At 75.2% G+C, this 21,603-nt stretch carries 14 protein-coding genes and 1 pseudogene; 6 read left to right on the forward strand and 9 right to left on the reverse strand.

Features of this window, described 5'->3' with window-relative positions; all coding sequences use genetic code 11:
* The 5 genes and pseudogenes from N866_RS08250 to N866_RS08270 form a co-directional block, all read right to left on the reverse strand.
* A pseudogene (locus tag N866_RS08250) lies at positions 1-386 on the reverse strand (hypothetical protein); the annotation flags it as partial.
* Entirely contained in the window at positions 383-2,722 is a 2,340-nt protein-coding gene (ligA, locus tag N866_RS08255; RefSeq protein ID WP_425393954.1) for an NAD-dependent DNA ligase LigA, read from the reverse strand. The gene ligA and the pseudogene N866_RS08250, both read right to left, overlap by 4 nt.
* Positions 2,719-3,765, reverse strand: a complete 1,047-nt coding sequence (locus N866_RS08260; RefSeq protein WP_034225166.1) for a uroporphyrinogen decarboxylase/cobalamine-independent methonine synthase family protein — start codon at positions 3,763-3,765, stop codon at positions 2,719-2,721. The genes ligA and N866_RS08260 overlap by 4 nt, the downstream gene beginning before the upstream one ends.
* Entirely contained in the window at positions 3,762-4,862 is a 1,101-nt protein-coding gene (gene mnmA, locus N866_RS08265; RefSeq protein WP_034225168.1) for a tRNA 2-thiouridine(34) synthase MnmA, read from the reverse strand. Before mnmA ends, N866_RS08260 begins: the two co-directional genes overlap by 4 nt.
* Before the next feature lie 79 nt (positions 4,863-4,941).
* Complete coding sequence (locus tag N866_RS08270) at positions 4,942-6,111, reverse strand: cysteine desulfurase family protein (RefSeq protein WP_034225188.1); 1,170 nt, start codon at positions 6,109-6,111, stop codon at positions 4,942-4,944.
* Positions 6,112-6,184: 73 nt separating this feature from the next.
* Between N866_RS08270 and N866_RS08275 the strand changes: the two genes are divergently transcribed.
* Positions 6,185-7,165: a phosphotransferase family protein gene (locus N866_RS08275; protein ID WP_034225171.1), complete on the forward strand. Its 981-nt coding sequence runs from the start codon at positions 6,185-6,187 to the stop codon at positions 7,163-7,165.
* 56 nt (positions 7,166-7,221) lie between these two features.
* Here N866_RS08275 and N866_RS08280 read toward each other — a convergent pair whose 3' ends face one another.
* Both N866_RS08280 and N866_RS08285 read right to left on the reverse strand, forming a co-directional pair.
* Positions 7,222-8,241: an electron transfer flavoprotein subunit alpha/FixB family protein gene (locus tag N866_RS08280; protein ID WP_034225173.1), complete on the reverse strand. Its 1,020-nt coding sequence runs from the start codon at positions 8,239-8,241 to the stop codon at positions 7,222-7,224.
* A 10-nt stretch (positions 8,242-8,251) separates the two neighbouring features.
* Positions 8,252-9,040: an electron transfer flavoprotein subunit beta/FixA family protein gene (locus N866_RS08285; protein WP_034225175.1), complete on the reverse strand. Its 789-nt coding sequence runs from the start codon at positions 9,038-9,040 to the stop codon at positions 8,252-8,254.
* 168 nt (positions 9,041-9,208) lie between these two features.
* Between N866_RS08285 and glgX the strand changes: the two genes are divergently transcribed.
* The 5 genes from glgX to glgB all read left to right on the forward strand — a co-directional run bounded on the left by glgX (position 9,209) and on the right by glgB (position 19,518).
* On the forward strand, positions 9,209-11,446 hold the full coding sequence (gene glgX / locus N866_RS08290; RefSeq protein ID WP_034225177.1) for a glycogen debranching protein GlgX: 2,238 nt from the start codon (positions 9,209-9,211) through the stop codon (positions 11,444-11,446).
* Between the two features lie 333 nt (positions 11,447-11,779).
* Positions 11,780-13,933 (forward strand): alpha-1,4-glucan--maltose-1-phosphate maltosyltransferase, encoded by a 2,154-nt coding sequence (locus tag N866_RS08295; RefSeq protein WP_034225190.1) that lies wholly within the window; start codon positions 11,780-11,782, stop codon positions 13,931-13,933.
* 38 nt (positions 13,934-13,971) lie between these two features.
* On the forward strand, positions 13,972-15,723 hold the full coding sequence (treS, locus tag N866_RS08300; protein WP_155855258.1) for a maltose alpha-D-glucosyltransferase: 1,752 nt from the start codon (positions 13,972-13,974) through the stop codon (positions 15,721-15,723).
* A 50-nt stretch (positions 15,724-15,773) separates the two neighbouring features.
* A complete protein-coding gene (locus tag N866_RS08305; RefSeq protein ID WP_034225181.1) occupies positions 15,774-17,219 on the forward strand; it encodes a maltokinase N-terminal cap-like domain-containing protein in 1,446 nt (481 codons plus the stop codon).
* 82 nt (positions 17,220-17,301) lie between these two features.
* Positions 17,302-19,518, forward strand: a complete 2,217-nt coding sequence (gene glgB, locus N866_RS08310; RefSeq protein ID WP_034225183.1) for a 1,4-alpha-glucan branching protein GlgB — start codon at positions 17,302-17,304, stop codon at positions 19,516-19,518.
* A 132-nt stretch (positions 19,519-19,650) separates the two neighbouring features.
* On the opposite strand, the gene N866_RS08315 is transcribed toward glgB, so the two are convergent.
* Together N866_RS08315 and N866_RS21345 are read right to left on the reverse strand one after the other, a co-directional pair.
* Positions 19,651-20,601: a tetratricopeptide repeat protein gene (locus tag N866_RS08315; protein WP_052022612.1), complete on the reverse strand. Its 951-nt coding sequence runs from the start codon at positions 20,599-20,601 to the stop codon at positions 19,651-19,653.
* 25 nt (positions 20,602-20,626) lie between these two features.
* Positions 20,627-21,603, reverse strand: a 977-nt coding sequence (locus N866_RS21345; protein WP_034225185.1) for a DUF8094 domain-containing protein, incomplete at its 5' end; no start/stop codon positions are given.

The following is a 21,603-nucleotide window of genomic DNA, read 5'->3' on the forward strand; positions in this document are numbered from 1 at the left end:
CGTGCCGCCGTCGCCGCCGTTGCCGCCGTCGCCGCCGTCCCCGCCCTCGCTGCGGCGACGGGTCGCGTGAGCAGCAGCGTCCGGGCGACGCGCCGGTACCCCCGGGCGTCGAGGACCGCGTCGAGACCGGCCGGCCGGGCCGCGGCGCACACCCGGACGACGGACGGCAGCCCGTCCTCGCGGTAGAGCGCCTCGACCCGGTCCAGGGCGCGCGCCGCATCCGCCACCTCCCCGGCGGGGACCACGCTGTTGGCGCGGCGGGTGAAGCCGGCGGACCGGCCGACCTCCCAGCCCTCCACGTGGTCCACGCGCAGGGGACGCCAGGTCCCCGTCTCCGCCTCGAGCGGCGGGACGGCTCCCGACGTCACCGGCTCCGGCTCCGTCACGCGTCCTCGCCGTCGGTCGGGTCGTGCGTCGCGTCGTCGGGAGCGGCGTCCGGGGCGTCGTCGCCGAGCGCCGCCGGCCCACCCTCGAGGAGCCGCACGAACTGCGCCTCGTCGAGGACCCGCAGCCCGAGCTGGACCGCCTTGTCGTGCTTGCTCCCGGCGTTCTCCCCGACGACGACGTAGTCCGTCTTCTTCGACACGCTGCCCGCGGCCTTGCCGCCGCGCGCCAGGATCGCCTCCTTGGCGCCGTCCCGGGAGAGCCCCTCCAGCGACCCGGTGACGACGACGGTCAGACCCTCCAGGGTGCGCGGGACCGACGCGTCCCGCTCGTCCTCCATCCGCATCCCGGCGGCGGCCCAGCGCTCGACGATCTCGCGGTGCCAGTCGACCGCGAACCAGTCCTGGACGGCGCCGGCGATCGTCGGGCCGACGCCCTCGACAGCAGCCAGCTCCGCCTCGTCCGCCGCCCGGATCCGCTCCAGCGACCCGAAGTGCGTGGCGAGCGCGCGCGCCGCCGTCGGGCCCACGTGCCGGATGGAGAGCGAGACGAGGACCCGCCACAGGGGGCGTGTCTTCGCCAGCTCGAGCTGCTCGAAGAGCTTCTCGGTCGTCGCGGAGGGCTTGGGGGCCACCTTGGCGGTGCCCCGGGTCCAGAAGAACGGCACCTGCTCGACGACCCCGGTCGCCACGCCCTTCGCCCTGCGCTCGCGCCACACCCGCACGTCCGCCAGGGCCTCGGGGGTGAGCTCGAACAGGCCTGCCTCGGTGTCGAGGACGGGTGTCTGCCGCGGCAGGACGGCGTCGTCGGCGTCGTCCGGGCGCCCGGCCTCCGGGTCCGTGAGCGCGATCGCCGCCTCCCAGCCCAGGGCCTCGATGTCCAGACCGCTGCGGGAGGCGATGTGGAACACGCGCTCCCGCAGCTGCGACGGGCACGACCGGGCGTTCGGGCACCGGATGTCGACGTCGCCCTCCTTGGCGGGGGCCAGAGCGGTGCCGCAGGCCGGGCAGTGCGTCGGCATGACGAACTCGCGGAGCTCGTCCTCCCTGCCCTCGCGCAGCGCGACCACCGGACCGACGATCTCCGGGATCACGTCGCCCGCCTTGCGCAGCACCACCGTGTCCCCGATGAGGACGCCCTTGCGTCGCACCTCGCTGGCGTTGTGCAGGGTCGCCATCTCGACCGTGGAGCCCGCCACCAGGGTCGGCTCCATGACGCCGTAGGGCGTCACGCGCCCGGTCCGCCCGACGTTGACGCGGATGTCCAGCAGCCGGGCGTTCACCTCCTCCGGCGGGTACTTGTACGCGATGGCCCACCGCGGCGCGCGGCTCGTGGACCCGAGCCTGCGCTGCAGCGTGGTCTCGTCGACCTTGACCACGACGCCGTCGATCTCGTGCTCGACCGACCGCCGGTTCTCCCCGAAGTGGTCGATCATGTCCTGCACCGCGGCCAGGTCGTCGACGACGCGCGTGTGCGCCGAGACCCGCAGCCCCCAGGACGCCAGGAGCCGGTACGTCTCCGACTGCCGGGCGGTCGCCGCCTCGTGACCGGCCCAGCGCAGGGCGCCGACGCCGTGGCAGATCATCCCCAGCCGCCGGGACGCGGTCACCCGCGGGTCCTTCTGCCGGAGGGACCCCGCCGCGGCGTTGCGCGGGTTCGCGAACGGCGGCTTCCCGGACTCGACCTGCGCGGCGTTGAGCTCCTCGAAGGCGGTGACGGGGAGGAAGACCTCGCCGCGGATCTCGATGAGCTCGGGCAGGTCCTCGCCCGTCAGCACGTGCGGCACGTCGGCGATGGTGCGGACGTTGAGGGTCACGTCCTCGCCCGTGCGTCCGTCACCCCGCGTCGCGGCGCGCACCAGCCGCCCCTCCTCGTACAGCAGCGACACGGCGAGACCGTCGATCTTCAGCTCGCACAGGTAGTGCCAGTCGCCCTCCCCCAGCTCGCGCCGCAGCCGCTCCGCCCACTCGGCGAGGTCCTCGGTGGAGAACGCGTTGTCCAGGCTGAGCATCCGCTCCACGTGGTCGACCGCGGCGAAGTCCGTGGAGAACGTGCCCCCGACCGTCTGGGTGGGCGAGTCGGGCGTCCGCAGGCCGTGCTGCTCGTAGAGGTCCTCCAGCGCACCCAGGCGGCGCAGCAGCGCGTCGTACTCGGCGTCGGACACGGTGGGGGTGTCCCGCACGTAGTAGGCGAACTGGTGCTCCCGGACCTGGGCGGCCAGGTCCGCCCAGCGGTGGCGTGCGGCCGCCTCGTCCAGTCCCCGGTCCTCCGGGTGCGGCTCGGCCGGTGCGGGGCCGGCCGGGGCGTCGGTCGTCGGGTCCGTCGGCGCGTCGGTCACCGGCCCATCATGGCGGCCTCGGCCAGCTCCAGGGCGACGCGCACGCCGTCGTCGAGGGCGGCGCGGACCGCCCGGGGCTTCGTCACGACGAGGTCCCCGCCGGCCACGCCGCTGGAGGTGTCCACGTGGACGACGACGTCCGCGAGCCCCGACGCGGGCAGCCCCAGGGCCCGCCAGGGGTCCCGCAGCGCCGCGGCGGTCCTCGACGGGTCGCTCGTCTTCCCGTGCCGGGGGCGCGGGAGGGCGAACCACACCCTGGTCCCGGCCTCGACCACCCCGGCCACGGTCTCCCACTGCGGCGGGCGCAGCGGTCCTAGGGCCAGGCCCAGGGCGTCCGCCCCGCTGGAGGCCGCGACCTTGACCGAGCGCCGTGCGAACCGCCCGCCCGTGTGCACGACGACGCTGCCCGCACCGGCGCCGCGCGCCGCGGACACGACGTGCCGCAGCGCACCGCGCGCCACGTCGGTGTCCACGGCGGCGAGCCGGCCGTGGCCGGAGAACGTGGCGACCGCCCCGCTGAGGACGTCCGGGAGCTGCGGCTCGCGCAGCACGAGCACGAGCTCCGCGCCGGGCACGGCGGACCGTACCCGGGCGAGCAGGTCGCCCAGCCCGTCGGCGAGCGAGTGCGTCAGCTCCCGGGCGGCGCCGGCGTCGGCCAGGACGCGGTCCCCACGGGCGAGGTAGCACGTGGCCGCCAGGCTCCACGGCCCGCGCAGCGCGACGACGAGCGGGCCGGTCCAGCCGTGCGCCGCGACCGCGAGCGCGTCGAGGTCCTCGCGGAGGGTGGCGCGTGCGCGCTCCAGGTCCCGACCCGGGCGGTCGCAGAGCTTCCACCCGTGCGGCCCGACCTCCAGGGGCATCTCGGTGAGGACGGCGCCCGCCCGGCCGGTGGAGTCGGCCCACGGACCGCGCTGCGGCATCTGGACCAGGGACGGCAGCGCGGTCACGCCGGTCGGCGTGTCCCCCAGGCGGTCCAGGACCGACGTCTGCGCCTCGAGGACGGCGGTGCCCGGCCAGGGCCCGAGGAGGCTGACCCCCGTCACCGCTCGGCACCCGTCACGGTGGCCTGCGCGAGGACCCGCGTGCCGTCGTAGAGGACCAGGGACTGCCCCGCTGCCACGCCGCGCAGGCCGGTGGCGAGCTCGACCTCGACGGCGTCGTGCGCGGGCCCGAGGGCGCGCACCCGCGCCGGCACGGGTGCGCCGTGGGCCCGGACCTGGGCCTCGCACGCCAGCCGCTGCGGGGACGGGGGCACGAACCACACGGCGCGGTCCCCGGCCACCCGGGTCACCGTGAGCAGCTCCGCCGCGCCGACCACCACCGTGTTCGTGGACGGACGCACCTCGACCACGTACCGCGGCCGGCCGTCGGGGCCGGGGCGGTCCAGGTGCAGACCCCGCCGCTGACCGACCGTGAAGGCGTAGGCGCCGTCGTGACGGCCCACCACGGTTCCGTCGGCGTCGACCACGTCGCCCGCTCGGGCACCCAGCCGCTCCCGGAGGAAGCCCTGCGTGTCGCCGTCGGCGACGAAGCAGATGTCGTAGGAGTCGGGCTTGGCCGAGACGCCGAGCCCCCGCTCCCGCGCCTCCGCCCGGACCGCGTCCTTGGAGGGCGCGTCCCCGAGGGGGAACATCGACCGGGCGAGCCGGTCGGTGCCCATGACGGCCAGCACGTACGACTGGTCCTTGGCCGCGTCGCGCGCCCGGTGCAGCTCCCGGGTCACCGCGCCGTCCGCACCCACCACCGTCTCGATCCGCGCGTAGTGCCCGGTGCAGACCGCGTCGAAGCCGAGCGCGGCGGCCCGGTCGAGCAGCGCCGCGAACTTGATGTGCTCGTTGCACCGCACGCAGGGGTTGGGGGTGCGGCCCGCCGCGTACTCGGCGAGGAAGTCCGCCACGACCGTGTCCTCGAACCGCTCGGACAGGTCCCAGACGTAGTAGGGGATGCCGAGCACGTCGGCCGCCCGCCGGGCGTCGCCCGCGTCCTCGATCGAGCAGCAGCCGCGCGACCCGGTGCGGTACTCCGCCCGCTCGCGGGACAGCGCCATGTGGACGCCCACGACGTCGTGCCCCGCGTCGACCGCACGCGCGGCGGCCACGGCGGAGTCCACTCCCCCGGACAGGGCGGCGAGCACACGCATGCGGTCAGCCTAGGTGCTGCCGACCCGCGCGGGCCGGGCGGGGTCGGGTGGACCGGGTGGGAACGGGCACGACCGCCCGTCACACCCGGCCGGCGGCGCGGGCCCGCTCCACGACCTCGGGCAGGACCGCCGCGAGCGCGGCGACGTCGTCGTCGCTCGAGGTGCGGCCGAGCGAGAACCGCAGGGCGCCGCGGGCCTCCCGGTCGGGGACCCCCATGGCCAGGAGGACGTGGGACGGCTGCGGCACGCCGGCCCGGCAGGCCGAGCCCGTCGAGCAGCGGATCCCCCGGCTGTCCAGGAGGTAGAGCAGCGCGTCGCCCTCGCAGCCGGGGAAGGTCAGGTGGGCGTTGGCGGGAAGGCGCTCGCCGGCGGCGGCCCCCCGGACGACGGCGTCGGGCACCGCCTCCTGCACCGCGGCGAGCAGCCGGTCCCGCAGGGCGCCGACACGGCGGGCGTGCTCCGGCCGGTCCCGGACGGCCAGGTCGACGGCGAGGGCGAGCGCCCGGGCGCCGACGACGTCGACCGTCCCGGAGCGCACGCCCCGCTCCTGCCCGCCGCCGTGCGTCAGGGGGGCCAGCGGCAGCTCGCGGCGGGCGAGCAGCGCGCCGGTCCCGACGGGGGCGCCGATCTTGTGGCCGGACACGGTCATCGCGTCGAGGCCCGACGCCGCGAAGTCGACCGGGAGCTGGCCGACGGCCTGCACGGCGTCGGCGTGCACCGGGACGCCGTGCCGGTGCGCGAGCTCGACCACCCCCGCCAGCGGCTGCACCGTGCCGACCTCGTTGTTGGCCCACATGACGCTGACCAGCGCGGTCCGGTCCGCGTGCGCGGTCAGCTCCGCCTCGAGCGCGTCCAGGTCCACGCGGCCGACGGCGTCGACCGGGAGCACCACGAGCTCCGCGCCGCACCGCTCCGCCAGCCAGACGGCGGGGTCCAGGACCGCGTGGTGCTCCACCCCGGAGACGAGGACGCGGCGGCGGCGCGGGTCCGCGCCGGACCGCGCCCAGTAGAGGCCCTTGAGGGCCAGGTTGTCCGCCTCGGTGCCGCCGGAGGTGAGGACGACCTCGCTCGGCCGCGCGCCGAGCCGGGCCGCCAGCACCTCGCGCGACTCCTCGACCACGCGGCGCGCGGCCCGCCCGGCGTCGTGCAACGACGAGGCGTTCCCCGTGCGGCCGAGCTGGTCCAGGACCGCCTCGACCACGAGGGGGTGCACCGGCGAGGTCGCGGCGTGGTCGAGGTAGACGGTCACGGGCCACGAGTCTACGAACCGGTCGTCGGGTCGGATGCCGGCGCGGGCCACCGCGGCTGGCATGATCCAGCCCATGTCGACGGCGCCCACCCCGCCCGCGTTCAGCGGCTCCCGTCTGGGGTGGGGCGATCTGCCGCGCGACCTGCGGACCCGCATCCAGCGCCTCGCCGGCGCAGAGGTCGTCTCGGAGTCGACGGCGACGAACGGCTTCAGCCCCGGCTTCGCCTCCACGCTGGAGCTCGGGGACGGCACGTGCGTCTTCGTCAAGGCGGTCGCACCGGACCTCAACCCCCTCTCTCCCACGCTGGCGCGCGCCGAGGTCCACGTGAACCGGCTGCTCCCACCCGAGGCCTCGGCACCCGAGCTCCTCTTCGCCGACGACGACGGGACGTGGGTCGCGCTGGGCTTCGCGGTCGTCGACGGCGCCGCGCCGACGGTGCCCTGGGAGGACGCCGAGCTCACGCTCGCGCTGGAGGCCGTGGCGCGGCTCACCCGCGTGCCCGCCCCGTCGGGGCTGCGGGACCTGCGGGAGATGACCGGCGACCTCTTCACCGGCTGGGGCCGGCTCGCGCAGGACCGGGTCGACCTCGACGCCGTCCTCGAGGCCCTGCCCGAGCACGCCGCCTGGCTGCCCGCCGCCCTGCCCCGGCTGCGTCGGTGGGAGGAGGACGGGGTCGGCGCCACCGCGGGCGACCGGCTCGTCCACGCCGACCTGCGGGGCGACAACATGCTCGTCGGGACGGGCACCGGCGGACGACGGGTGTGGCTGGTGGACTGGCCGCACGCGTCCGCGGGGTCGCCGGTCTTCGACGTCGTGGGGATGCTCCCCTCGGTCGCGATGAGCGGGGGCGGGGCCGCCGCCGACGTCTTCGCCCGCCACCCCGGCGCCGAGGGGATGGACCCCCGGGACGTCCGGGACGTGCTGGCCGGGATCGCCGGCTATCTCGTCCGCAGCGCCGTGCAGGCGCCCCCGCGGGGGATCCCGAACCTCCGGGCGTTCCAGCTCGCCCAGGGCCGGGCGGCCCTGGACTGGCTGCGGGTCCTCGACGCCTGACCCGCCCGCCGCGGGGAGCCGGCCCCAGCCCTCCCGGGACGCAGCCCTCCGCGGACTCAGGCCTCCCCGGACTCCGCGCGCAGGCGCCGGACCTCGGCCGCCGTCTGCGGCAGCACGGTGGTGAGGTCCCCGACGATCCCGTAGTCGGCGATCTCGAAGATCGGGGCCTCCGGGTCGTTGTTGATCGCGACGATCGTGCCGGATGACTGCATCCCGCCGCGGTGGTGCACGGCACCGGAGACCCCTGCGCCGACGTACAGCCGCGGCGAGACCGTCACGCCGGTCTGACCGATCTGCGCCTCGTGGCCGATCCAGCCCTCGTCGGTGGCCACGCGTGTCGCGCCGACGGCACCGCCGAGGGCGTCCGCCAGGTCCTCGACGGCGCTGAAGTCGCCGTTCGTCCCGCGTCCACCGACGACGACGACCTGCGCCTCGGTCAGGCTCGGCCGCTCGGACACGGGACGCTCGGTGCGCTCGACGAGGGTCGCGCCGCCCACGGAGGCGTCCGCGACCACGGGGTGCGCCACGACCTGCGGCACCGGCGCCCCGTCCACGACCTCCGCCGGGACGGCGTTGGCCTTGAGCGCGACGACGGCGTGCTCGGCCGTCACGACGCTGCGCAGCGTCCAGGTGCCGGCGAACGCCTGCTGCACCGTGACCAGCGCGCCGTCGTCGTCCCGCTCGACACCGGCCGCGTCGACGACCAGCCCCGCGCCGAGGTGGAACGCCAGGTGCGCCGACGCCTCCTTGTTCTCGAACGTGGACGTCAGGAGCACCGTCCGGGCGCCCGTGGCCTCGACGGCGACCCGCAGCACCTGGGCGACCTGGGCCGGCAGGAGCCCGCCCGGGTCCACCGCGAGGTGGTGCACGACGCCGGCCCCGTGGGTGCCGAGCGTCTCCAGCGCGGCCCCGGCGGGCGCGTCGCCGCCCAGCCACACCGCCTCGGGCCGCCCGATCGCGCGGGCCGCCGTGAGCAGCTCCAGCGCGGGGTTGCGCACGGTGGTGCCCTGGTGGTCGACGACGACGAGGACGACGTCCCCGGACGCGACGTCGGACGGGCTGCCGGACGAGGTCATGGACGCTCCCTCAGACGAGACGGTTCTGGACGAGGTAGGCCGCGAGCTGCGTGCCCGCTCCCCCGTCGTCGGTCACGAGCACACGGTTCTCCCGCGGCGGGCGGGGCGTGGCCTGCAGGACGCGGGTCCGCGCCCCGGCGGCGCCGACCGCACCGGCGTCGACGCCCAGGTCCGCGAGGGACCACGTCGTCACGGGCTTCTTGCGGGCCGCCATGATGCCCTTGAAGTTCGGGTACCGCGGCTGGTTGGACTGGTCGGTCACGCTGACGACCGCCGGCAGCGGCGCGCGGACCACCTCGGTGGCGTCGTCGAGGTCCCGGCGCACCCGGACCGCGCCGTCCTCGACCGCGAGCTCGGCCGCGAGCGTCGCCTGGGAGGTCCCGAGCTCCGCCGCGAGCAGGGACGGCACCACGGACATCAGCCCGTCGAGCGCCGCCATGCCCGTGACGACCAGGTCGACCGGCGCGTCCTCCCCGAGCCGGCGCACCGCTGCGGCGAGCACGGCGGCCGTCGCGAAGACGTCGGAGCCGGCGAGCGCGTCGTCCTGGACGTGCACGGCCTGGTCGGCGCCCATCTGCAGCGCCCGGCGGACGGCGTCCTCGGCGTCGGCCGGGCCCATCGTCAGGGCGACGACCTCGCCCCCGTGGGCCTCCGCGAGCGCCAGGGCCGCCTCGACCGCGTTCTCGTCCAGCTCGTTGAGGGTCCCGTCGCCCTGCGTCCGGTCGACGAGGCCGTCGTCCGTGAAGCGGCGGTCGGCCTGCACGTCCGGGACGTGCTTGACGCACACCACGATCTTCATGGGGAGCCTTTCTCACGCGGGGAACCCGCCGATGAGGCTACCGGCCCGGGGCGACCGCGGCGGGCAGACCTCAGCGGCGCCGCAGCGCCGTCGGGTGGGAGAACGTGCGTCACGCCACGGGTGCGCCGGGCCCGCCACCGATCATGCGTGCCGCACACTAGGACGGCCATGAAGCCACCCACCTCGCCCTCCCGGTCCCCCCACCGGCTGGGCGTGCACCTGAGCGGGGACGGCGTCGACGTCGCCGTCCTCGCGTCGCACGCCACGGCCGTCGACCTGTGCCTGCTCGACCGGGACCCGGCGGGCCCGGACGGCTGGGCGGAGCGGCGCATCCCGCTCGCGGGCCCGGACCTCGGCGTCTGGCACGCGCACGTCCCGGGGGTCCGGGCCGGCCAGCGGTACGGCTTCCGCGCCCACGGCCGCTGGGACCCCGCCGCGGGCACGCGCTACAACCCCGCCAAGCTGCTGGTCGACCCGTACGCCCGGGGCCTCGCCGGGAGCGTCCTGCTCGGGCAGGCCGTGCACGGCCACCGGGTGCAGTCCGACGGCCGCACCCTCGGCACGTCGCCCGAGCTGGACCCGACCGACTCGCGCGCGGCGGTCCCGCACGGGGTCGTCGTGGACGACCGGTTCGACGGGCCCGCGGTCCCCCGCCCGCGCGTGCCCTGGGCCGACACGGTCATCTACGAGGCCCACGTGCGCGGCCTGACGAAGGAGCTCCCCGGCGTCCCCGAGCACCTCCGGGGGACCTACGCGGGACTCGCCCACCCGGCCACGATCGAGCACCTGCGCTCGCTCGGCGTGACGACCGTGGAGCTCCTGCCGATCCAGGCCGTCGTCGACGAGCCGCACCTGACCCGGCGGGGCCTGGTCAACTACTGGGGCTACAACACCCTCGGGTTCTTCGCCCCGCAGGCCGCGTACGCCACGGCGGCCGCCCAGGAGGCCGGCGCGCAGGCCGTGCTCGACGAGGTCAAGGGCATGGTGCGCCTGCTCCACGCCGCGGGCATCGAGGTCCTGCTCGACATCGTCCTCAACCACACGTGCGAGGGCGGGACGGACGGGCTCCACCTGTCGTGGCGAGGGCTGGACCCCACCGTCTACTACCTGCACGACGGCGGCTCGCCCGCGCGCTTCGCCGACGTCACGGGCTGCGGCAACACCCTCGACTTCCGCCGGCCCCGCGTCGTGCAGATGGCGCTGGACTCCCTGCGCTACTGGGCGGACGTCGTCGGCGTCGACGGCTTCCGGTTCGACCTGGCCGTGACGCTGGGACGCGACGCGGACGGGTTCAACCCGGCGCACCCGTTCCTCGTCGCGCTCCAGACGGACCCGGTCCTCGGCGACCGCAAGCTCGTCGCGGAGCCCTGGGACCTGGGCCCCGGCGGCTGGCGCACCGGGCAGTTCCCGGCGCCCATGGCCGAGTGGAACGACCGGTTCCGTGACGCGGTCCGCACCTTCTGGCTGGCCGACCCCCGCGAGGCGGCCCACGGCCGGCCGGGGCACGGCGTCCGCGACCTGGCGACCCGGCTGGCCGGCTCCGCGGACCTCTTCGGCCACAGCGACCCGCCGCTGGTGCGCGGGACGGTCGCGTCGGTGAACTTCGTCACCGCTCACGACGGCTTCACCCTGGCGGACCTCGTCGCCTACGAGCACAAGCACAACGAGGCGAACGGCGAGGGGAACCTGGACGGGACGGACAACAACCGGTCCTGGAACCACGGCATCGAGGGGACGGTCACCGGCAGCTCGTTCGCGATGGACATCCTGCCGCTGCGGCGCCGGTCGATGCGCAACCTCCTCGGCACCCTGCTGCTGTCCGCCGGGACGCCGATGATCACCGCCGGGGACGAGATCGGGCGGACGCAGCACGGCAACAACAACGCGTACTGCCTCGACGACGCGACGTCCTGGGTCCACTGGGACCTGGCGCCGTGGCGGCAGGACCTGCTGGCCACCGCCCGGCACCTGCTCGCGCTGCGGCGCGAGCACCCGGCGCTGCGCTCGCCGCAGTTCTTCCTGGGCCGGCCGCGGACCGCGGGGGACGGCTCGGTCCTGGACCAGCGCCGCGACCTGGACTGGCGCGCCGCGGACGGCGCGCACCTGCGGCACGAGCAGTGGCTGGACCCGGCGGTCAGGACGCTCCAGATGACCCGGACGGCGCAGGACGGCTCCGCCGTGCTGCTCGTGATCAACGGGGCGCTCGACCCCGTCGAGGTGACGCTGACCGACGGGGCCCGCGACCGCTGGGAGCTCGTCTGGGACTCGGTCGCCGAGCACCCCGACCACGTCGGGAGCGCCACGGGCACCACCGGCGAGGACCCGGCCGACGAGGCGCGGACGGCGGCGCCGGGCGACCGCTTCACCGCCGAGCCCCTCTCCCTGCGGGTCTACGTCTCCCGGTGAGCGGTCACGGCGCCCACTACGTGGACGCCGACACCCCGACGCGACGGGAAGATCCGGCCGGTCCCGGGGGCCGGACGGCGGACGTCGCAGGGCCGCGCGCGCGAGCGCGCGGCCGCACGGATGTGCAAGCGCTTACATGACCCGCGGGTGACGTCGCAGGTCAGCGCGGCGTGTCGCTCTGTCGCGCGCCGCGGCCCAGGTCAGGTGCCGTCCGCCGAACGCCGCGGACGCGCCGCGTGCCCGCCGTCGCAGGCCCGGCGCGGGGCCGGTCACCCGGGACCCACGGCGTGCCGGAGCCCCGTCGGCCCCGATAGTTTCTCTCCCGTGACGCAGATGCCCACTCCCCCGCAGCAGCCCGAGAGCACCCCCCGCCGCCGGTCCCGCCGAGCCGTCCTGGCCGCGGAGACGACGACCCCCGCGGGTCTCCGGACCACTGCCTCGGCGCCCGCCGGCGCCCCCACCGCCCCCGTCCCGTCCACCCCCCGACCCCTCTCGGTCGGACGCATCCCCGTCGTCGACGTCTACCCGGTCCTGGAGGCCGGACGCTGGCCGGCGCGCGCCGTCGTCGGCGAGGCGGTCGAGGTGACCGCCACCGTGTTCCGCGAGGGCCACGACGCGGTCGCCGCGACCGCCGTCCTCGTCGCGCCCGACGGCTCGGACCACTCCTGGGTCCGCATGGACGTCGTGAACAAGGGCCTGGACCACTACCGCGCCGACCTCATCCCCGACGCCGAGGGCGACTGGGGCTTCCGGGTCGAGGGCTGGTCGGACCCGTACGGCACCTGGAGCCACGACGCGGCGATCAAGGTCGAGGCCGGCGTGGACGTCGAGCTCATGCTCGCCGAGGGTGCCGCGCTGCTCGAGCGCGCGGCCGAGCGGGACGCCGTCGACGGGGCGCAGCGCGCCGTGCTCCTGGACGCCGTGGCCGGCCTGCGCGACACCCAGCGCACGCCCGCCGACCGCCTGGGCGCCGGGCTCGCCACCGCCGTCGGCGACGTGCTCGCCGCCGTCCCCGTCCGCGAGCACCTCAGCCCGTCGCCGACCTACCCCCTGCTGGTGCAGCGGGAGACGGCGCTCTTCGGCTCCTGGTACGAGTTCTTCCCGCGCTCCGAGGGTGCGACCTACGACGAGACCACGGGCCGCTGGCGCTCGGGGACGCTCCAGACCGCGAGCGAGCGGCTCCCGGCGATCGCCGCCATGGGCTTCGACGTCGTCTACCTCACGCCGATCCACCCGATCGGCACGACCCACCGCAAGGGCCGCAACAACTCCCTGACCACGGAGCCCGGGGACCCGGGCTCGCCGTACGCGATCGGGTCCGCCGACGGCGGCCACGACGCGATCCACCCCGAGCTGGGCACCTTCGAGGACTTCGACCGGTTCGTGGAGCGGGCACGGTCGCTGGGCATGGAGGTGGCGCTGGACGTGGCGCTGCAGTGCTCGCCGGACCACCCGTGGGTCACCGAGCACCCGGAGTGGTTCACCACCCGCATCGACGGCTCGATCGCCTACGCGGAGAACCCGCCGAAGAAGTACCAGGACATCTACCCCCTGAACTTCGACAACGACCCCGAGGGCATCTACCAGGAGATGCGCCGCATGCTCCAGGTCTGGATCGACCACGGCGTCACGGCGTTCCGCGTCGACAACCCGCACACCAAGCCGCTCGTCTTCTGGGAGCGGATCCTCCGGGACATCGCCGCGGACCACCCGGAGGTGGTCTTCCTCTCCGAGGCGTTCACCCGCCCCGCGATGATGCACACGCTCGCCAAGATCGGCTTCCACCAGTCGTACACGTACTTCACGTGGCGCAACACGAAGGCCGAGATCGAGGAGTACCTCACCGAGGTCTCGGGGCCGCCGGCCGCGTACATGCGGCCGAGCTTCTGGCCGACCACGCACGACATCCTCACCCCGTACATGCAGCACGGCGGTGCGGCCGCGTTCGCGATCCGCGCCGTCCTCGCGGCGACCGGCTCGCCGACGTGGGGCATCTACTCCGGCTACGAGCTCGTCGAGAACGTGCCCCGGCCCGGCGTCGAGGAGCAGATCGACAACGAGAAGTACGAGTTCAAGCCGCGCGACTGGGCGGCGGCGGAGGAGCTCGGGATCAGCCGGCTCCTCGGCCAGCTCAACGCCATCCGCCGCGAGCACCCCGCCCTCCAGCGTCTGCGCGGGCTGACCGTCCACCGCACGTCCGACGACGCGATCGTCGCGTTCTCGCGGCGGGTCACGGCGGCCCAGTCCCCCACGGGGGTCGAGGACACCGTGATCGTCGTCGTCAACACGGACCCGCACCACACGCGCGACGGCGTCGTCCGGCTGGACCTCGAGGCGCTGGGGCTGCCCGCGCCCGAGGGCGACGAGCCGGTGCTCGCCGCGCACGACCTGCTGTCCGGGGCCGTCTACGCGTGGGGGGCGCGACCCTACGTCCGGCTCGACCCGTGGGCGCAGTGCGCCCACGTCATCCACGTGAGGGCGCTGTGAGCCCCACCCCCACCTCCGACCGGCCGGAGCCGGCGCCCGTGGACACGGGCGCCCTCCGGGTGGTCGACCCGGCGAAGGCCCTCCCGCCCCGTCCGCAGCCCGACGCCCCGACGCGGCCCACCGCGGCGCAGGGGCTCGTCGAGGACCCGGACTGGTACAAGAAGGCCGTCTTCTACGAGGTGATGCTCCGCTCGTTCTCCGACTCGACCGGTGCGGGCTCCGGTGACCTGCGGGGCCTCATCGAGCGGCTGGACTACCTGCAGTGGCTGGGCATCGACTGCCTCTGGCTGCCGCCGTTCTACCCGTCGCCGCTGCGCGACGGCGGGTACGACGTGTCGGACTACACGGCGATCGCCCCGCAGTACGGCACCGTCCAGGACTTCACCGAGCTCATGGAGCAGTGCCACGCGCGCGGCATCCGCGTGATCATCGACCTGGTCATGAACCACACGAGCGACCAGCACCCGTGGTTCCAGTCCTCCCGGTCGGACCCGGAGGGGCCGTACGGCGACTTCTACGTCTGGAGCGACGACAACACCCGCTACGAGGACGCCCGGATCATCTTCGTGGACACGGAGACGTCGAACTGGACGTTCGACCCGGTCCGGCGCCAGTACTTCTGGCACCGGTTCTTCAGCCACCAGCCGGACCTCAACTTCGAGAACCCGCGGGTGCGCGAGGCGATGATGGACGTCGCCCGGTTCTGGCTCCGGATCGGGGTCGACGGCTTCCGGCTGGACGCGGTGCCCTACCTCTTCGAGGAGGAGGGCACCAACTGCGAGAACCTGCCCCGCACCCACGAGTACCTCGCCGAGATCCGGGCCATGGTGGACCGCGAGTTCCCCGGGCGCATCATGCTGGCGGAGGCCAACCAGTGGCCCGAGGACGTCGTGCCGTACTACGGCACCGACGACGACCCCGAGTGCCACATGTGCTTCCACTTCCCGGTCATGCCCCGGATCTACTACTCGATCAAGGACCAGCGGGCCACGTCGATCGTGGACATCCTGGCGGACACGCCGGACATCCCCAGCACCGGTCAGTGGGGCACGTTCCTGCGCAACCACGACGAGCTCACGCTGGAGATGGTCTCCACCGAGGAGCGCGCCTCGATGTACGGCTGGTACGCGCCCGACCCCCGGATGCGCGCGAACGTCGGCATCCGGCGCCGGCTGGCCTCGCTGCTGGACAACTCGCGCGCCGAGATCGAGCTGGCGCACGCGCTGCTCCTGTCGCTGCCCGGCAGCCCTTGCCTGTACTACGGCGACGAGATCGGCATGGGCGACAACATCTGGCTGCCCGACCGGGACGCCGTGCGCACGCCGATGCAGTGGACGCCGGACCGCAACGCGGGCTTCTCCACCGCGGACCCGGGCAAGCTGTACCTGCCGGTCGTGCAGTCGCTGGTGCACCACTACACGACGGTCAACGTCGAGGCCCAGCTCGCCCAGCCCGCCTCGTTGCTGCACTGGGTGCACGGCATGCTGTCCGTCCGTCGTCAGCACCCGGCCTTCGGCCTCGGGACGTTCACCGCCCTGCGGACCGACGACGAGGCCGTGCTGGCGTACCTGCGGACGACGCCGGAGGAGACCATCCTCTGCGTGGCGAACATGGCGGCCACGCCGCGTGCTGCGGCCGTCCACGTGCCGCAGCACGCCGGACAGGTGCTCCGCGACGTGTTCGGCGGCGCGCCGTTCTCGACCGTGGGCGACGCGGGAGACGTCTTCATGACCCTCGGCTCGCGGGACTTCTTCTGGCTGACCGTCGGCGCGGCGGGCGGGGCGAGCTGAGCGACCCCGCGTCCCGACCTCGCAGGACGACCCGACCACCCGGAGGTGGCATGAGCCCGAGCACGACGGATCACCCCCGAGCCGGGCGACCTCCCGGCGACGACGGCGTCATGGCCGTCCTCGGCACGTGGCTGACCGCACGGCGCTGGTTCCCGGCGAAGGGCACGAGCGGCGCGGTCGAGCGGGTCGCCGTGGTCGACCTCCATGACCCGCAGGACGAGGCCCGCGTCGGCCTGCACCTGCTCCGGCTGCCCTCCGGTGCCCTGCTCCAGGTGCCCCTCGTGCTCCGGGCCCCGCAGACGGGGCTGCCCGCGGGGCTCGACCCCGCCGCCGTCGTCGGGACGACCCCGGACGGCGCGGTGGTCGTCGACGGCTGCCACGACCCGGCGTTCGTCCGCGCCTGGCTCGCCGCCGCCGAACGGCCCGCGGGGCCGGCCGGGTCGGCAGGGTCCGCAGAGTCGGCAGGGTCCACCCGGCCGGCTCAGGCCGGGCCCGCCCGCCCGGACCTCACGGGGATGCGGGTGCTGTCCGGGGAGCAGTCGAACACCTCCGTGATCCTGCCCGCCCTGGACCCCCCGGCGATCCTCAAGGTGTTCCGCGGCGTGAGCACCGGCGCCAACCCGGACGTCGAGGTCCCGCTCGCGCTGAGTGACGCGGGCTGGACCGGCGTGCCCCGGCCCCTGGCCTGGCTCACCGGTTCTTGGCCGGCGGGCGACGCCGCGACGGAGGACGGCTCCGGCTCGAGCACCGGGCACCTCGGGGTGCTGAGCGAGCTCGTCCTCGGCGCCGAGGACGGCTTCGAGCTGGCCTGCCGTCACGCGTCCGAGGGTGCCTCGTTCGGCGCCCTCGCCGAGGACCTCGGGCGCACGACGGCGCAGATGCACGCAGCGCTGCGGGCGGCGCTGCCGTCCGGCACCGCCGCGAGCGCCTCCGCCGACGCGGTCGTGACGGTCCTGCGGACCCGCGCCGCGGCCGCCGTCGTCGCTGCCCCGGTGCTCGCCGGGCGGGCCGCGGCGGTGGAGGCGCTGTTCACCGAGGTGGCGCGGCTCTCGGACCTGCCCCCGCTGCAGCGGGTGCACGGCGACTACCACCTCGGCCAGGTGCTCCACTCGGCCGGGCGCGGGTGGTCCGTGCTGGACTTCGAGGGTGAGCCCTCCGCCTCGGAGGCGGAGCGCAACCGTCCCGACCTCGCGCTGCGGGACCTCGCCGGCATGCTCCGGTCCCTCGACTACGCGGCGGCGGTCGGCGCCGCGTCCAGACCGGACTGGGCCGAGGAGGCGCGCACGCGCCTGGTGGCGGGCTACCTGGGCGAGACCGCGGGGCCGACGGCGACGGACCCGGACGCCGCCGCGCGCACCGCGACGACGTCGGCGCTCCTGCGCGCGCTCGAGCTCGACAAGGCGCTGTACGAGGTCGTCTACGAGTCCCGGAACCGCCCGTCCTGGGTGTCGATCCCGCTGGACGGTGTGGACCGGCTGCTCGAGGGCGTCCGGTGACGGGAGGTCCGGGCGGGGCCCACGCCGATCAAGGGGCGGCTCGTGGGTGCACGGCCGTGGGCTGCGTGGCAGGGTACAGACCATGAGCACTACGCCCACGTCACCGGCCCAGCCGGCACCTCGGCACGTCGCCCGCGAAGAGCTGGAGGCGGTCGCGTCCGGTGTGCACGTCGACCCGCACCGCGTGCTCGGCGCGCACCTCGACGGCGGCGCGGTCACCGTGCGCGTGCTGCGGCCGCTCGCGGACGCCGTCGTCGTCGTCACCCCGGACGGGGAGCACGAGGCGCGGCACGAGCACCAGGGCGTCTGGCTCGCCACGATCCCCACGACCGAGGTCCCCGACTACCGGCTGCGCGTCACCTACGGGGACCTGACCGACACCGTCGACGACCCCTACCGGTTCCTGCCCACGCTCGGCGAGGTCGACCTGCACCTCATCGCGGAGGGGCGCCACGAGGAGCTGTGGACGGCCCTCGGCGCGAACCCGCGGACCTACCCCAGCGTGCTCGGCGAGGTCCAGGGGACGTCGTTCGCGGTGTGGGCCCCCAACGCCCGCGCCGTGCGCCTCGTCGGCGACTTCAACCACTGGCAGGGTGCCGCCCACGCGCTGCGCACCCTCGGCAGCAGCGGCGTCTGGGAGATCTTCGTGCCCGGCGTCGGTCCCGGGGCCCGCTACAAGTTCGAGGTCCTCACGGCGGACGGCTCCTGGCGCCAGAAGGCCGACCCCATGGCCAAGGGCACCGAGGTGCCGCCGGCGACGGCGTCCGTCGTCGTCGACACGACGCACGAGTGGCACGACGCCGCCTGGCTCGAGCGCCGCGCGGCGTCCGACCCGCACCACGGCCCCATCAGCATCTACGAGGTGCACCTCGGCTCGTGGCGGCCGGGCCTCAGCTACCGCGAGCTCGCGGACCAGCTCACCGAGTACGTCCTCCAGCTCGGCTTCACGCACGTCGAGCTCATGCCCGTCGCGGAGCACCCGTTCGGCGGGTCGTGGGGCTACCAGGTCAGCTCGTACTACGCGCCGACGTCGCGCTTCGGCCACCCGGACGACTTCCGGTACCTCGTGGACCGGCTGCACCAGGCCGGCATCGGCGTCATCCTCGACTGGGTGCCGGCCCACTTCCCCAAGGACGAGTGGGCGCTGGGCCGGTTCGACGGGACGCCCCTGTACGAGCACCCGGACCCCCTGCTCGGCGAGCAGCCCGACTGGGGCACGTTCGTCTTCAACTTCGGCCGCAACGAGGTCCGCAACTTCCTGGTCGCGAACGCCACGTACTGGCTGGAGGAGTTCCACGTCGACGGGCTGCGGGTCGACGCCGTGGCCTCGATGCTCTACCTCGACTACTCCCGCAGCCACGGTCAGTGGCGGCCGAACATCCACGGCGGACGGGAGAACCTCGAGGCGATCCGCTTCATCCAGGAGGCCAACGCCACGGCGTACCGCCGGACCCCCGGCGTCATGATGATCGCCGAGGAGTCGACCGCGTGGCCGGGCGTCACGACGCCGACCGACCACGGCGGTCTCGGCTTCGGGCTGAAGTGGAACATGGGCTGGATGAACGACACCCTGCGCTACGTGGCGGAGGAGCCGATCAACCGGCGCTACCACCACCACGAGGTGACGTTCTCCCTGGTCTACGCCTTCTCCGAGCACTTCGTCCTGCCGATCAGCCACGACGAGGTCGTGCACGGCAAGGGCTCCCTCATCACCAAGATGCCCGGCGACGAGTGGCAGGAGACCGCGGGGCTGCGCGGCCTGCTCGCCTACCAGTGGTCCCACCCGGGCAAGCAGCTGCTCTTCATGGGCAGCGAGTTCGGCCAGACCGCCGAGTGGAACGAGGGGCAGAGCCTCGACTGGCACCTGCTGCAGTACCACCGCCACGCGGGCGTCAGCCGCCTCGTCACCGACCTCAACCGCGTGTACCGGGAGGAGCCGGCCTTCTGGCGGCTCGACGCCGACCCGGCCGGCTTCGAGTGGGTCGACGCCCAGGACGCCGGGCACAACGTGCTCTCCTACATCCGGCGGGACGGCACGGGCCGCAGCGTCGTCGTCGTCGTGAACTTCGCCGGGACCGTGCACGAGGGCTACCAGGTCGGCCTGCCGCACGGCGGGGTCTGGCGCGAGGTGCTCAACACGGACAGCGAGGTCTACGGCGGCTCGGGGGTCGGGAACCTCGGCCAGGTCGAGGCCGTCGCCGAGCCCCGGCACGCCCAGAGCCACTCCGCCCGGCTGCGGGTCCCCGCGCTCGGCGCGATCTTCCTCGTGCCGCAGGAGCAGGCCCCCGGCGCGTCCTGACGTGACACCGGTCGGGGCGGCGGGCGCCGTCGCCCCGACCGGGTGCCGCGCCGCTGCCGTCGCCCGGCTGCAGGCCGGTCGAGCGCGTCGGTGGCGGGTCAGCAGCTCATCGGGCCGCGTCCCGCGAGCGGGTCAGTAGAGCGCGCTCGCCAGGGCGCGGCGGGCCGTCATGACGCGCGGGTCGGTGTCCCCGACCACCGCGAACAGCTCCACCAGGCGCACCCGGGCCTGCTCCCGGTCCTCCCCGGCCGTGCGGCGGACGGTGTCGACGAGGCGGGCGAACGCGTCCTCCACCATGCCGCCCAGCACGTCGAGGTCGGCGACCACGAGCTGCGCGGCGACGTCGGCGGGGTCGGCCGCGGCCGACGCCCGGGCGGCGGACGGGTCGACCCCCTGGGTGCGGCGCAGCAGCTCCACCTGGGCGAGCCCGATGCGGGCGTCCTCGTCCCGCGGGTTCTCCGCGAGGGCCTGGGTGTAGGCGGCGACGGCGGCGTCCAGGTCGTCCCGCTCGATCGCGTCGTACGCCGCCTGGTGCAGCGGCGGCAGGGGCGGCTCCTCGACGACCGGGGCGGGCTCGCCGTCGACCGGGACCCGGCCGGTGACGCCGTTGGCGGCGGCCATCTGCAGGACCTGGTCCAGGACGGCGCGCACCTGCTCCCCCGTCGCCTGCTCCAGCGGCGGGAGGGGCACGGCCTGCCCCTTGACGACCGCGACGACCGTGCTGCCCGACTGGGCCGACACCGCCTGCGCCACCTGCGGGCTGCGCTCGACGTCGATGCGCCCCACGAGCAGCCGGCCGCCCAGCTCGCCGGCGATCTGCACCAGCGTGGCCGTGACCGCCGTGCTCGCGGCGTCGCCCGCCGCCCACAGCGTCAGCACGACGGGCACCTCGACCGATCGCTGCACCAGGTCGGGGAACGTCGCCTCGGTGACGTCGACGACGACGCCTGCGGGCACGCCGTCGGAGCCGGGCGCGGCGCCCGCCGGCCCGCCCGGTGCGGGGGCGGGCGGGCGTCCCAGGGACGAGAGGTCGACCGCTCCGCGCACGTCGAGGCGCGGGCGAGGGCCGGTGGGCTGCGTCATGCGGGTCTCTCCGGGAGGTCGGGCGTCAGGCTCCGGTGGCGCCGGTCAGCGAGAACTCGCCGCCGAGCACGGCGACAGGCTCCCCGCTGTCGGCGGGGGGGACGTCGAAGGCAACGGTACCGACGAAGGTGAGCTCCAGGGACGAGGCCAGCGTCGTCGCTCCCCCGAGGAACGCGGCCGTGGCCGGGTCCACCGTCAGCGTGCTGTCCTCCAGCGCGATGGTGATGGTGAGCCGGAACCCGCCGGTGACGACGGCCCCGCCGTCGGCCGTCCCCACCGCCACGGGTCCCTCGTCGAGCGGCACGATGCTCTCCGTCACCGCGCCGCCGGCCGTCGCCGACTGGGCGTACGCCTGTCGCAGCCCCGTGATGTTCTGCCGCAGCGGGTCCGGACCGAACAGCCCGACGTGCGGGGAGGCGTCGCCGTTGAGGAGGACGTCGACGTAGCGCTGCATCAGCTCGGCCGGAGGGACCAGCACGTCGGTGGAGTCCGGTGCGACGGGGGCGTTGCCCACCTCCGGCTGGGCCGTCGGCGGCATCTGGGTGCCCGGGAACAGGCGCACCCACGACCACAGGCGGTACTGCTCCCGCGGGCTCGGCTGCACCAGGGTGAGCAGGAGGGGCGCCTGCAGGTCCGCGGGGGGCTCGGTCACGACGACCATCGTCCGGGGCCACTCGTCGGTCGCCGTGGTGACGATCGTCTGCGTGCCCTCCGGGATCGGCGTGACCGCGTTCTCGGCACCCGCTGCCGCGAGCGTGTACTCGGCAGCCCGCAGCGTCGCCGCGGGACCGGTCACCCGAGCGGCCGCCGGGTCGACGACCTGGGCGGCGTCCGCCGCCGCCACCGCCTCCGCGACGGCCCCGAGCACGTCGTCGACCTGATCCGGGGTCAGGGACGCGGGCGGGGTCGCGGGCACGGCGTCGGGCGACGGCTCCGGGAGCGGCTGGGCGCAGCCGGCGAGCAGGAGCAGGCCGAGCCCGCTCGCGGCGACGCGGGACGACA

It is taken from the genome of Actinotalea ferrariae CF5-4, assembly GCF_000603945.1.
Classification (GTDB): Bacteria; Actinomycetota; Actinomycetes; order Actinomycetales; family Cellulomonadaceae; genus Actinotalea; species Actinotalea ferrariae.